Origin of the sequence: Stenotrophomonas sp. PFBMAA-4 (assembly GCF_030053215.1) — a bacterium.
Classification (GTDB): domain Bacteria; phylum Pseudomonadota; class Gammaproteobacteria; order Xanthomonadales; family Xanthomonadaceae; genus Stenotrophomonas.
In genome coordinates, this window is record NZ_JASGBW010000053.1 from 1 (window position 1) to 12,818 (window position 12,818).

Annotated in this window: 9 protein-coding genes; 5 read left to right on the forward strand and 4 right to left on the reverse strand. The window is 67.4% G+C overall.

From position 1 onward, the window contains the following. Positions 1-155: 155 nt before the first annotated feature. The 4 genes from QMZ26_RS20620 to QMZ26_RS20635 form a co-directional block, all read right to left on the reverse strand. Positions 156-593 carry an NfeD family protein gene (locus QMZ26_RS20620; protein ID WP_283222518.1) on the reverse strand — a complete coding sequence of 146 codons (438 nt, stop codon included), beginning with the start codon at positions 591-593 and terminating at the stop codon, positions 156-158. A 1-nt stretch (position 594) separates the two neighbouring features. Further along, positions 595-1,554 carry an SPFH domain-containing protein gene (locus tag QMZ26_RS20625; RefSeq protein WP_079222844.1) on the reverse strand — a complete coding sequence of 320 codons (960 nt, stop codon included), beginning with the start codon at positions 1,552-1,554 and terminating at the stop codon, positions 595-597. A gap of 85 nt (positions 1,555-1,639) precedes the next feature. After that, positions 1,640-2,383 carry a FadR/GntR family transcriptional regulator gene (locus tag QMZ26_RS20630; RefSeq protein WP_283222519.1) on the reverse strand — a complete coding sequence of 248 codons (744 nt, stop codon included), beginning with the start codon at positions 2,381-2,383 and terminating at the stop codon, positions 1,640-1,642. Positions 2,384-2,485: 102 nt separating this feature from the next. Further along, positions 2,486-5,377 (reverse strand): TonB-dependent receptor, encoded by a 2,892-nt coding sequence (locus QMZ26_RS20635; RefSeq protein WP_283222520.1) that lies wholly within the window; start codon positions 5,375-5,377, stop codon positions 2,486-2,488. Between the two features lie 241 nt (positions 5,378-5,618). On the opposite strand from QMZ26_RS20635, the gene QMZ26_RS20640 reads away from it, so the two are divergent. The 5 genes from QMZ26_RS20640 to QMZ26_RS20660 are packed head-to-tail and all read left to right on the forward strand — an operon-like array spanning position 5,619 to position 12,590. Continuing rightward, positions 5,619-7,058: a polysaccharide lyase 6 family protein gene (locus tag QMZ26_RS20640; protein WP_283222521.1), complete on the forward strand. Its 1,440-nt coding sequence runs from the start codon at positions 5,619-5,621 to the stop codon at positions 7,056-7,058. Then, complete coding sequence (locus QMZ26_RS20645; protein WP_283222522.1) at positions 7,055-9,283, forward strand: oligoalginate lyase; 2,229 nt, start codon at positions 7,055-7,057, stop codon at positions 9,281-9,283. The genes QMZ26_RS20640 and QMZ26_RS20645 overlap by 4 nt, the downstream gene beginning before the upstream one ends. Next, entirely contained in the window at positions 9,280-10,584 is a 1,305-nt protein-coding gene (locus tag QMZ26_RS20650) for an MFS transporter (protein WP_283222523.1), read from the forward strand. The genes QMZ26_RS20645 and QMZ26_RS20650 overlap by 4 nt, the downstream gene beginning before the upstream one ends. A 46-nt stretch (positions 10,585-10,630) precedes the next feature. Beyond that, positions 10,631-11,383 (forward strand): glucose 1-dehydrogenase, encoded by a 753-nt coding sequence (locus QMZ26_RS20655; RefSeq protein ID WP_283222524.1) that lies wholly within the window; start codon positions 10,631-10,633, stop codon positions 11,381-11,383. A gap of 19 nt (positions 11,384-11,402) precedes the next feature. Next, complete coding sequence (locus tag QMZ26_RS20660; protein ID WP_283222525.1) at positions 11,403-12,590, forward strand: GDSL-type esterase/lipase family protein; 1,188 nt, start codon at positions 11,403-11,405, stop codon at positions 12,588-12,590. Positions 12,591-12,818 lie beyond the last annotated feature (228 nt).

The window sequence follows — 12,818 nt, forward strand, 5'->3', positions numbered from 1 at the left end:
GCCGGGAAGCTGTCGAGGGTGGGGCGGGAGGGGCAGGCGGGACCGTTGGCGCCATGGATGGCGCCATCGAGCCCCCAAGGATGGGTTTACGGCGTGTCCCGCGAACCCAACCCGCCCGACCCAGCACCACAAGGCCAGTCGACTAACAGTCGACTCTACCCCGCCGCAGCCTCGACCAGCAGCACGCTGCCCTGCACCGCCACCACCCTCACCCGCGTACCCGCCGGCAGGTCCGGTCCACTCACCTGCCACGACGCATCATCGATGCTGACCCGGCCCTGCCCGTCGATGATGGCCTGCGGCAACGCCACCACCCGGCCGACCAGCTGCTCGGCGCGGCGGTTCAGCAGCGGCTTGTCGCTGGCCCGCGCGTGCGGCTTGCCCCAGCGCCGGTAGCACTGGATCGACAGCACGCTCAGCACCACGAACGCGACCACCTGCCACAGCAGCGGAATGTCGGCGAACACCGCCACCAGCACGAACACCGCCGCGGCACCGATGCCGATCCACAGCATGAACGCGCCCGGGGCCAGCGCCTCGGCGGCGAACAGCAGCAGGGCCAGCGCGCCCCACGCAACCACGTCCCAGCGCATGTCAGCCTCCGAACGGCGGCGGGCCCTTGCGGGCCGGCTTGTTTTCCTGGTTCGCCAGGGCCTGCTTGGCCAGTTCGGCGACGCCGGCAATGGAGCCGATCACGCCACTGGCCTCCATCGGCATCAGCACCAGCTTCTGGTTTGGCGAGCTCGCCAGTTCCTTGAACGCCTCGACGTACTTCTGCGCGACGAAATAGTTGATCGCCTGCACGTCACCCTCGGCAATCGCCGCCGAAACCACCTGGGTGGCCTTCGCCTCGGCCTCGGCCAGGCGTTCGCGCGCCTCGGCATCGCGGAACGCGGCTTCGCGGCGGCCTTCGGCTTCCAGCACGGTGGCCTGCTTCTCGCCCTCGGCGCGCAGGATCTCCGACTGCCGCGAACCTTCCGCTTCCAGGATCTGCGCACGCTTCTCGCGCTCGGCCTTCATCTGCCGCGCCATCGCATCAAGCAGGTCGCGCGGCGGCTGGATGTCGCGGATCTCGATGCGGTTGACCTTCACCCCCCAAGGATTGGTGGCATGGTCGACCACGCTCAGCAGCTTGGCGTTGATCACCTCGCGCTGGCTGAGCGATTCATCCAGGTCCATCGAGCCGATGACGGTACGGATGTTGGTCTGCACCAGGGCGATCATCGCCACTTCCAGCACCGCCACCTCGTAGGCGGCCTTGGCCGCGTCCAGCACCTGGAAGAACACCACGCCATCGACGCGCACGGCGGCGTTGTCCTTGGTGATCACTTCCTGGCCCGGCACGTCCAGCACCTGCTCCATCATGTTCACCTTGCGCCCCACCCCGTACACGATGGGAATGAGGAAATGCAGGCCGGGCGACATCGTGTGGGTGTAGCGGCCGAACCGCTCAACGGTCCATTCGTAGCCCTGCGGCACCATGCGCACGGCCTTGAACAGGATGATGACGGCCACCACGGCCAGCACCATGGTGAAAAACACAGTCGGGAACATCACGCTTTCCTTATCTCAGACGTCCAGCCGCCAGCATAGCGCGCGCACGCTGTTGCAGTGCGGCAGCGCCGCGCGTGGCGGTGGGTCAGATACGCGTGGTGGCCAGGAAGCGCTCGCGGTCCTGCTGGGTGCGCCGCCGGATCTCTTCCAGGGCCTGGCTCTCGGTCGCTTCCAGCATCGCCTCGAACAGGCGCTGGAAGTGGTAGCGCATCGCGTTGCGCGCGGCCACCGGATCACGGCTGCGCAGTGCCTCGAAGATCGCCATGTGCTCGTCGGCACGGCTGGCGCCATCGTCGTGGCAGACCCGCGCGTAGACCTCGGCCACCCGCGGCAGGTCGCTGCGCATGCGCCAGATCTGCTGGATGAAGTACTCCACCACCGGATTGCCGGACAGGCGGGCGATGGTCAGGTGGAAGCGGCGGTCGAAGTCGCCGGCTTCTTCGTCGGTCAGGTCGCGCCGGCACAGCGCCTGCGCCAGCACCTGCAGTTCGGCGATGCCGGCCTCGTCGATGTTGCTGGCCGCCAGCGCCGCGGCCTCGGCTTCGAACACCGCGCGGGCGGCGGTCAGGTCGAAGGCGCTGACATCGGGCAGGCCACCGGAGGCCTGCGCCGGGCGTGGCTTGACGTACACGCCCGAACCAATGCGGATGGCGATCCAGCCCTGGGCTTCCAGGGCGATCTCGGCTTCGCGCACGGTCACCCGGCTGACGCCGAAACGTTCGGCCAGCTCACGTTCGCCCGGCAGGCGCGAGCCCGGCGGAAATTCGCCGTCCTCGATCAGCTTGCGGAGCTTGGCGGCGATGGTCTGGTAGAGGCGGTTGGCGGACATGCGGCTGACCCTTGGCGGTTCCCTCCGGGCCCGTCCCGGGCCACCGTGCGCGGTGCGGGTCCGGATGGAGCGACGGCGCGACCACTGGCCGCGCCGCCCTGTTCAGAACTTGTATCGTACACCGAAATACGCACGCCGCCCGTAGGTCACCACTTCACGGAAATTGCCGTAAAGCGGCTGGTACGCCACGCGCGGTTCGTTGGTCAGGTTCATCAGCTCCAGCGACAGCGACAGCTGCTTGTTGACCTTGTAGCGCATGCGCAGGTCGACGCTGGTGTTGTCGTCGTAGTAGCGGTTCTGCTGCGCGGTGTTGCCGGTGAAGTCCTGGTAATAGTGCGAGCGGAACTTGCCGATGGCCTGGATGTTGAAGCGGCCCACGTCCCAGTAGATCGAGCCGGACAGCACGTGCCGCGAGAAGCCGCTCAGGCCGGCCGGCGGGACGATGGCCGGGATGACGGTGCCATCGGCGGCCAGCTGTTCGCCCAACCGCGAATCCTGGGTGGTGTAGTCGGCGTCGGCGTAGTTGTAGCTGATCTTGAAGCCCAGCCCGTCGAACGGCTTGGGCAGGTAGGACAGGCGGTGGGTCGCGCTCAGCTCCAGGCCGGTCAGGGTGCTGTCCTCGTCGGTGGTCACCTGCTGGCGCACCGGCACGGTCACCGTCTGCCCGTTGATGGTGTAGGTTTCCGGCACCAGCGCCGTGGCGGTACCGCCGTTGAACTGCTTCCAGTACACCGCGCCGGCCAGCAGGGTGTCCGGGTTCGGGTACCACTCCAGCGACAGGTCGCCGTTCCAGGACATCAGCGGCTGCGCGGCCGGGTTGCCGCTGGCGCTGATGTCGTCCAGTGCATCGGCCAGGTCGCCGTAGGTGGCATCGCTGCTGACATTGATGGTGCGGCCGGCACCGAGCGCGGAGATGTCCGGGCGCGACATGGCACGGTAGGCACCCACGCGCAGCAGCACGTCCGGGCGCAGCTCGAAGGCCGCGTTCAGGCTGGGCAGCAGCTTGTCATTGCCGGCCTTGAACACCTGGGTGGTGTAGTTGCCGGTCGGCTGCAGGCGGATCGTGCCATCGCCGTTGTCCTCGATCTGCAGGTCGGTGCGCACGCCTTCCGAACGCACATCGGTCTTGACCCAGCGCAGGCCGACGTTGCCGGTGACCGGCAGGCCGAACAGGGTGCTGCTGAATTCACCCAGCAGGTACAGCGCGCGCGTCTTCTCGGTGATGTCGACGTTGTTGGGATCCTGGAAGTCCGGATCGAGGCCGCTGTCGAGGCTGCCACGGAAGGACTGGTACAGGCAGTTGGGATCGAAGTAGGCCCACGAGGAGATCGTGTTGCCGCTGGCCGCATCCATGAAATCGTCCTGCGGGAACGGTACCCGGCAGGCCTGGTTGGCGGCGATGATCTTCGCCTTGTCGGCGGCGACGCGCTGGTCGTAGTCGGTCACCAGGGTGTTGTCGCGCAGGCGGTAGTCGGCCTGGCTGGCGCGCACGCCGCCCTTGATGCGGGTGAAGAAGCCCGACTCGGGCATGAAGCTGGCATCGAAGCGGCCGGCCTTGATCTTGTGGTCGTTCTCGGTGGCGCTGGAGGTGACGCGGGCCGCACCGGAGTACGCATCCCAGTTCTGCACGTCGAAGTTGGGCGCCAGGGCCACGCTGGGCACCTCGCCATGCCAGTCCCAGTCGTAGTCGACATAACCGGTGGTGCCGCTGCTGATGCCCGGCACGATGGCATTGTTGATGTCGCGCTGGTTGGCTCGCAGGCGGGTCATCCGCTCGCTGTCCAGGCGGTTGGTGTGCGAGTAGGACAGATCGGTGGACAGTTCCCAGGCCGGGCTCGGGCGCACGATCAGGTTCAGGCCGCCGCCGGTGTATTCCTCGCCACGCCAGTAGCGGTTGGAGGTGGAATCAATCGAAGTGCTGCCATGCAGGTGGCGGACGATGCCGTCCTCGTCCACCTCGCGCTGGGTGATGCCACGGCGCGCGTTGGACAGGCTGAGGTCGCTGCGGTTTTCGTACCAGTTGCGCTGGGTGTGCTCGAAGTCGACGTTCACTTCGACCACGTCGTTGGGCCGCCACTGCACCGCGGCAAACTCGCTCTGGCGGTCGTTGCGTTCCTGTTTCAGGCGGTAGATGCGGCTGCTGGGCACCAGGTAGTACGGTGCGCCATTGGCGATGGCCTGCGCACCCACTTCGGAACAGTTGGCATTGGCCACGTTCTGGTTGCCGTCGCAGGCGTACCAGGTGGAACCGCTGGTGATGCTCTCTTCCGGGTCGGTGCCGTCCAGGCGCTGGAAGCCCAGCGAGATGCCCAGCTTCTGGCCGTCGCCGAATTCGAACTGGTCGATGTAGCTGGCGGTGCCGCGGTAGCCGATGCCATCGTCATCACGGTACTTCTTGTCGTACTCGGCCCAGCTGCCGCGCAGGTCGAACTGCATCGAGCGCTTGCCGTATTCCAGCGGCTTGACCGTCTCCAGGCCGATGGTGCCGGCCACGCCGCCTTCGATGATGTCGGCGCGCTGGGTCTTGTAGATGGCCACCGTGTTGATCAGTTCGGCCGGGAACATGTTGAAGTTGACCGAGCGGTCGCCGCTGCCGTTGGTGATCTCGCGGCCGTTGAAATTGGTGCTGCTGAGGAAGGCGCCGAGGCCGCGGATGGAAATTTCCGAGGCGCCGGTCTTGTCGCGGGTCGACGCGGCGCCGGTCAGCGTTTCGATCGCATCGGCGAGCGACGGCGCCGGCAGGTCGCCGATGTCGTCGGCCGAGAGCACGTCGGCGATGACCGTGTCGTCGCGCTTCTTGTTGATCGAACTCTGCATCGACTCGCGGATGCCGGTGACCTGCACCTGGTCCAGCGTGGTGGCGTCCTGCCCGGTGGTGCCGCTGGCCGACTGCGCCTGTGCCAGCGGGGCGGTGGCCAGCGCGGCAAGCAGGGCCACGATCAGGGGCGTGGGGGACAGCGTGATGGTGCGTACAGCTCCGGCAGATTGCCGCATGGTTTCCTCCTCCCAAAGGATCGCCTGGACGGCAGGCGTGGGTCGCAGCTTCGACACGCCGACATGCAAATGTCAACCAACTGGACTGGATTTTTCTCAATACCTTTGTTTCATACCACTTGGTCGTCATTAAATGTGCTGATGCAGCATGACTTTGCGCGGAAGCTGGCTTACAACAGACCCCGAAAGTGGTATGAACACTCACCCGTAACGACGGCCCGGCCGTCCCTGGAAGGACCTCATGCGCACCGAATCGACTTCGTACCGCCCGTCCAACCGGCCATCTGGATCATTACTCGCAACTGGTCTGGCACTTTGCCTGACCACTTCCTCGGCACAGGCCGCCAGCTGGCTGGTCCACGATGCGACCGAGTTCAACACCGCCGCGGCCGCCCTGCAGCCCGGCGACGAAATCGTGCTGGCCGACGGCACCTGGACTGACACCCGCCTGTTGTTGAAAGGCCAGGGCACGGCCGCCGCGCCGATCACCCTGCGTGCGCAGACGCCGGGCAAGGTGATCCTCAGCGGGCGCTCGGACCTGCGCCTGGCAGGCAGCTACCTGCAGGTTTCCAACCTGGTGTTCCGCGATGGCTACACGCCCGGCGATGCCGTGGTCGCGTTCCGCGAATCGAGCAAGGCCGTGGCCAGCCACAGCCGGGTGACCGGCCTGGTCATCGACGACTACACCAACCCCGATGGCAGCGACCAGGACTACTGGGTGTCGCTGTATGGCAGCCACAACCGGCTGGACCACAGCCAGCTGCGCGGCAAGACCAACGCCGGCCCCACCGTGGTGGTGGTGCGCGATGCCACCCAGGGCCTGGACAACCAGCACCGCATCGACCACAACTGGTTCGGTCCGCGCCCGCTGCTGGGCGTCAACGGCGGCGAGACGATCCGCGTCGGCACCAGCGATACCTCGCTGAGCGATTCCAACAGCACCGTGGAAAACAACTGGTTCGAGGGCTGCGACGGCGAGACCGAGATCGTCTCCAACAAGTCCGGCGGCAACACCTACCGCGGCAATGTCTTCTACCGTTCGGCCGGGGCGCTGACCCTGCGCCACGGCAACAGCAACCGGGTGATCGACAACGTCTTCCTCGGCGATGACAAGGCGGGCACCGGCGGCGTGCGCATCATCAATGCCGACCAGACCGTCAGCAACAACTACTTCGAGCGCCTGGCCGGTTCCAGCAACCGTTCGGCGCTGGCGGTGATGGATGCACAGGCCAACCCGCCGCTGTCCGGCTATGCGCCGGTGGTCAACGCGACCATCAGCCGCAACACCTTCGTGGACGTGGCGAAGATCAGCTTCGGCGTCGGCCATGACACTGCCAAGGGCATCGACGTGGCCGCCAGCAACAGCCGCTTCAGCGCCAACCTGATCGTCAACCGCAACAACAAGAACCCGCCCACCGCCGCCAGTTCGCTGGCCGGCATCGCCTTCAGCGGCAACGTGCAGTCGCCGCAGGCCAGCACGGTATTTCCCAGCGGCGTCGAAAGCCGCAGCGTGACCCTGCAGCAGGCCGCCAGCGGCCTGTGGACGCCCACCCCTGCCCTGCCCGCCACCGGCGCCAACCCGGCGCTGGCGATGACCGCACGCGAGGCCACGGGGGTGGACTGGTATCCCAAGGTGGGCGAGGTTGCCCTGTCCCGCACCAGCACCGGAGTTGATCGATGAGGTTGCAGCCGCTGTTCGTTTCCCTGGCCCTGGCCGTCCCCTTTGCCCTGCTGCCGGCCGCACCGTTGCTGGCGGCCCCGGCCGCTGCCGCGCGCCAGGCCGACACCGCGCCCGTGCTGGTGACCGCCGCGCAGTGGCAGCAGATGGCCAGTGAAGGCAGCCGCTACCCGTGGTTCGCCAAGGAGCAGGCACGCACCGAAGCATCGCTGAAGAAGATGATGAAGGCCGGCATCGACGTGCCGGTGCCCAAGGACAAGGGCGGCGGCCGTACCCATGAACAGCACAAGCGCAACTACCAGGCACTACTGGCCGCCGGCACGCTGTACCGGCTGACCGGTGACAAGGCCTATGTGGCGTACTCGCGCGACATGCTGCTGCAGTACGCCCAGCTCTACCCGACGCTGGGCCCGCACCCGGAAGGCCGCGGGCAGATTCCCGGCCGCGTGTTCTGGCAGGTGCTCAACGATTCGGTGTGGCTGGTCAATGCCATCCAGGGCTACGACGCGGTGCGCGACGCGCTGTCCGCGCAGGACCGGCAGACGATCGAATCGAAACTGTTCCGGCCGATGGCCGAGTTCCTGGTCAGCGAGCCGAAGAATTACGACCAGATCCACAACCACGCCACCTGGGCGGTGGCCGCCACCGGCATGACCGGCTATGTGCTGCGTGACCAGGAGCTGGTGGAGAAATCGCTGCGCGGCAGCCAGAAGGACGACCAGTTCGGCTTCCTGCGGCAGATCGACCTGCTGTTCTCGCCCGATGGTTACTACGAGGAAGGCCCGTACTACCAGCGCTACGCACTGGCGCCGTTCCTGCTGTTCGCCAACGCCATCGAACGCAATGAGCCGCAGCGGAAGATCTTCGCGCGCCGCGACGGCGTGCTGCTGAAGGCCGTGGATGTGCTGGTGCAGACCAGCTACGACGGCCTGTTCTTTCCCATCAACGATGCGATCCTGGACAAGGGCATCGACACCGAAGAACTGGTGGCCGGCATCGGCATCGCCTATGCGCGTACCGGCGATGACCGCCTGCTGTCGGTAGCCCAGCAGCAGAAACGCCTGCTGCTCTCGCCCGAAGGCCTGCAGGTGGCGCAGGCGCTGGCGGCCAACAAGGCCAAACCCTTCGACTACCGGCCGATGCTGCTGCGCGATGGCCCCGACGGCGACCGCGGTGGCCTGGCGATCCTGCGCATGAACGGCGAGGACGGCCAGGCGCTGGTGCAGAAGGACACCATGCAGGGCATGGGCCACGGCCACTTCGACAAGCTCAACTGGCTGTTCTACGACAACGGCAAGGCGGTGGTGACCGACTACGGCGCGGCGCGCTTCCTCAACGTGGAAGCCAAGCGCGGCGGCATCTACCTGGCCGAGAACCGCAGCTGGGCCAAGCAGACCGTGGCCCACAACACGCTGGTGGTGGACGAGCAGAGCCACTTCAAGGGCGACTGGAAGCGCGGCGAGGAACATGCACCGCAGGTGCGGTTCTTCCAGGCCGATGCCGATACCCAGATCGCCTCGGCGACCATGCGCGATGCTTACCCCGGCGTGGTGTTCACCCGCACCCAGGCGCTGCTGCGCCACCCCGAACTGGGCCTGCCAGTGGTGCTGGACCTGCTGCAGGTGCACGGCGACAAGGCCGCGCGCTACGACCTGCCGCTGCATTTCAACGGCCACATCGTCACCACCGGTTTCGAGGCCGAACACTTCACCAGCCAGCGCCCGGTGCTGGGCAAGGACAACGGCTACCAGCACCTGTGGCTGGACGCACGCAGCAAGCCCGGCAGCGAGCCGCGCACGCTGGCCTGGCTGCTGGACGGCCGCTTCTATACCTACCGCTTCGGCAGCAGCGCACCCGCGCAGGCGCTGCTGGTGGAAAGCGGTGCCAACGATCCCGAATTCAACCTGCGCCGCGAGCCGGCCCTGCTGCAGCGCGTGGAGGGCCAGAAGGATGTGACCTTCTTCAGCGTGCTGGAGCCGCATGGCGAGTACAACGGCACCGCCGAGTACGTGCACGGCGCCGACAGCCGCATCAAGGACATCGTGCGCACCCGCGGCAGCGACGCCGAGGTGATCGAACTGCGCCTGGCCAGTGGCGCCCGCATCGCGCTGGGCGTGGCCGATGACAGCAGCGCCAAGGGCGAGCACAGCGTGACCGTCGATGGCCATGCCTACCGCTGGAGCGGCAGCCACGCGCGCATGGACCGCAGCAAGGGTGACGTGCGATGAACGGTCCTTCGGCGGTGTCCAGCCTGCGCAAGGTGCCGGTGCGTTCGGCGGTGCGCTGGCTGATCGTCGGCCTGATCGCCGTGGCCACGGTCATCAACTACATCGACCGCAATGCACTGGCGGTGATGTGGCCGGAAATCGCCAAGGAAGTGGGCGCGACCAAGGATGACTACGCGCTGCTGGTGACGGTGTTCATGCTGTTCTACGCCGCCGGCCAGTTCCTGTTCGGCCGCCTGTTCGACATGATCGGCACGCGCCTGGGTTTTGCCCTGTCGATCAGCGTGTGGTCGATCTCCATCGCCCTGCATTCGGTCACCCATTCGATGCTGTCCTTCAGCCTGGTGCGGGCGATGCTCGGCATCAGCGAAGCCGGTGCGTGGCCGGGCGCGGTGAAGGCGAACGCCGAGTGGTTCCCGGCGCGCGAGCGCGCACTGGCGCAGGGCGTGTTCAACGCCGGTGCGTCGATCGGCGCGATCGTTTCCGCACCGGCCATCGCCGGCCTGTACCTGTGGCTGGGCTGGCGCGGCACCTTCGTGCTGGTCGGTGCCTTCGGCTTCCTGTGGCTGCTGCCGTGGCTGTTCGTCTACCGGGCCGGGCCGGACAAGCACCCCTGGGTGAGCGATGCCGAGCGCCGCTTGATCATGGAAGACCAGGCCGGGCAGCGCGACGCCACCGCACCGAAGGTGAGCGTGCGTTCGCTGCTGGCCCACCGGCAGAGCTGGGGCATGCTCGCCTGCCGCTTCCTGCTGGACCCGATCTGGTGGCTGTTCGTGTCCTGGCTGCCGATCTACCTGGCCGAGACCTTCGGCTTCGACATCAAGCAGATCGGCCTGTTCGCCTGGGTGCCGTTCGTGGGCGCGATGCTGGGCAGCCTGAGCGGCGGCTGGCTGTCCGGGCGCCTGATCCGTGCCGGGCAGAGCGTGGACCGCGCGCGCAAGCTGTCCATCACCCTGGGCTGCGTGATCATGGCCCCTGCCCTGCTGGGCGCGGTGCTGGCCAACCAGCCGTTGATTGCCGTGCTGGCGATCGCCGCGGTGCTGTTCGGCTTCCAGGTGGCCATCGGCAACATCCAGACGCTGCCGGGTGATCTGTTCGATGGCCGTTCGGTCGGCACGCTGGCCGGCCTGGGCGGCCTGGCTGCGGTGGCCGGCACGCTGATCACCACCTGGCTGGTGCCGGTGCTGACCCGCCATTCCTACGCCCCGATCTTCATCCTCGTCGCCGCACTGGTGCCGCTGTCACTGGCCGCGCTGTGGTGGTGGACCGGCCCCATCCACAAGCTCGACCGCCGTGGCGGCTGAGCCTGTTTTTTCCCTTCATTCCCCCGCAAACCAAGGAGTTTCCCGCATGTCGTTCCAGGACAAGGTGGCCATCGTCACCGGTGGTGGCCGTGATATCGGCCGTGCCGTCTCGATCAAGCTGGCCGCGGCCGGCGCACGCGTCTGCATCAACTACGCCAACGATGAAGCCAGCGCCAACGAGACACTGGCGCAGATCCAGGCCGCCGGTGGCCAGGCCATCGTGCACCGCGCCGACGTGACTGATGCTGCCGCCGTGGCTGGCCTCGTCGCTGCCACCCAAGCCGCCTTCGGCGAGCGCATCGACCTGCTGCTGAACGTGGCCGGCGGCATGGTGCAGCGCCGTCCGCTGGCCGAGATCGACCCCGCGTTCTTCCACACGGTGATGGACCTCAACCTGACGTCCACCTACCTGACCACCCACGCGGTCGTGCCGCACATGGGCGAAGGTGCAGCCATCGTCAATTTCGCTTCGCAGGCCGGCCGCGATGGCGGTGGCCCGGGCGCGTCGATCTACGCCACCGCCAAGGCCGCGGTGATGACCTTCACCCGCGCCATGGCCAAGGAACTGGGGCCGAAGGGCATCCGCGTGAACGCGCTGTGCTGCGGCATGATCGCCACCCGCTTCCACGATGAATTCACCAAGCCGGAAGTGCGCACCGCGGTGGCCGGCAACACCCCGCTGCGCCGCCAGGGCGTGCCGGACGAAGCGGCCGATGCCGCGGTGTTCCTCGCCTCCGACGCAGCGGCGTTCATCACCGGTGCGAACCTGGACGTCAACGGCGGCACCTACTTCTCCTGACCTGAGCGGACACCTGCCCATGCAGCGCTGGATCACCCTGCTTTCGCTGGCCATCGGCACTGCCGTGGCCGCCCCTGCGGCCCTGGCCGCGCCGGTCTGGGTCACCGCCTGGACCGCCTCGCCCGCACCCGACCGCAAGGACGGAACGCCGGCGGCACCGGTGCAGTTCGCTGCGCAGACGGTGCGCCAGGACATCCGGGTCGGCAGCCGTGGCGAGGCATTGCGCCTGCGCATCAGCAACGAGCTGGGTGATGCACCGCTGCGCGTGGAGGACATCCACGTGCGGCTGAAGGATGGCAGGGCGGCGGCCCTGCCGGTCACCGTCGATGGCCGCCGCGCCATCGACGTGCCGGTGGGTGCAGCGCTGCTGAGCGATCCGCTGGCGTTGCCGGTGGCGGCGCTGCAGGAGATCAGCGTGATCGCGTATTTCCCGCAGCCGACCCGGCCCGCGGTGCGGCGCACCGTGGTGCGCGTGGTCGATGGCAAACAGGAGGCGGTGGCCGACACGGTGCGCGTCAGCTACCAGCAGAATGTGTTTTCGGCGGTACAGGTGCAGCGTGAGCAGCGGCCGTCGGTGATCGTCGCCCTGGGCGATTCGATCACCGAGGGCGCGACGGCCACGCGCGGCTCCTTCAATCAGTGGCCCGAGCGCCTGGCGCAGCGCCTGCAGCAGGCCTGCCCGGACCGCTTCGTGGTGCTCAACCAGGGCATCAGCGGCAACAAGCTGCTGGACCATGGCCGCAGCCACAGTGCGCTGTCACGCCTGGACCGCGACGTGATCGCAGTGGCCGACGCCGACCAGGTCATCCTGTTCGAAGGCATCAATGACATCCGCCATGGCGGCGGGGCGCAGCCGCTGCCCGGGCGCAACGCCCCGGACATGCTGCTGGGCTACCAGCAGGTGGCTGCGCGCCTGCATGCGCATGGCATCCGCGCCTACCTGGGCACGCTGACGCCGTTCGGTGGCTCGGAGCGCTATGAACCGGTTTCCGCCACGACCCGTGCCTCGATCAACCAGTGGGCGCGCGGCAAGGACAGCGGCTTCGATGGCGTGGTCGATTTCGATGCCGCCCTGCGCGACCCGAAGCAGCCGGAATCGCTGCCGGCCAACATCACCCGCGACCACCTGCACCCGAACGATGAAGGCTACCGCCGCATGGCCGAAGCGATCGACCTGGAGATGCTGGGGTGCAAGGCCCCGCGCTGACGTGGGTTTGTAGAGTCGAGCATGCTCGGCTGCCGTCGCTTCCTGTAGAGCCGAGCCATGCTCGGCTGCCGTCGCTTCCTGTAGAGCCGAGCCATGCTCGGCTGCCGTCGCTTCCTGTAGAGCCGAGCCATGCTCGGCTGCCGTCGCTTCCTGTAGAGCCGAGATCCTATGTTCGTGGTCAAGCCTGCTGGAAGCAGGCTTGACCCACTTTCAACATGGCTGGGTCGA

What these genes read in the sequence shown, in the direction of transcription:
- QMZ26_RS20620 (WP_283222518.1), bottom strand. Translation starts at nt 593, where the DNA reads ATGCGCTGGGACGTGGTTGCGTGGGGCGCGCTGGCCCTGCTGCTGTTC.
- QMZ26_RS20625 (WP_079222844.1), bottom strand. Translation starts at nt 1,554, where the DNA reads ATGTTCCCGACTGTGTTTTTCACCATGGTGCTGGCCGTGGTGGCCGTC.
- QMZ26_RS20630 (WP_283222519.1), bottom strand. Translation starts at nt 2,383, where the DNA reads ATGTCCGCCAACCGCCTCTACCAGACCATCGCCGCCAAGCTCCGCAAG.
- QMZ26_RS20635 (WP_283222520.1), bottom strand. Translation starts at nt 5,377, where the DNA reads ATGCGGCAATCTGCCGGAGCTGTACGCACCATCACGCTGTCCCCCACG.
- QMZ26_RS20640 (WP_283222521.1), top strand. Translation starts at nt 5,619, where the DNA reads ATGCGCACCGAATCGACTTCGTACCGCCCGTCCAACCGGCCATCTGGA.
- QMZ26_RS20645 (WP_283222522.1), top strand. Translation starts at nt 7,055, where the DNA reads ATGAGGTTGCAGCCGCTGTTCGTTTCCCTGGCCCTGGCCGTCCCCTTT.
- QMZ26_RS20650 (WP_283222523.1), top strand. Translation starts at nt 9,280, where the DNA reads ATGAACGGTCCTTCGGCGGTGTCCAGCCTGCGCAAGGTGCCGGTGCGT.
- QMZ26_RS20655 (WP_283222524.1), top strand. Translation starts at nt 10,631, where the DNA reads ATGTCGTTCCAGGACAAGGTGGCCATCGTCACCGGTGGTGGCCGTGAT.
- QMZ26_RS20660 (WP_283222525.1), top strand. Translation starts at nt 11,403, where the DNA reads ATGCAGCGCTGGATCACCCTGCTTTCGCTGGCCATCGGCACTGCCGTG.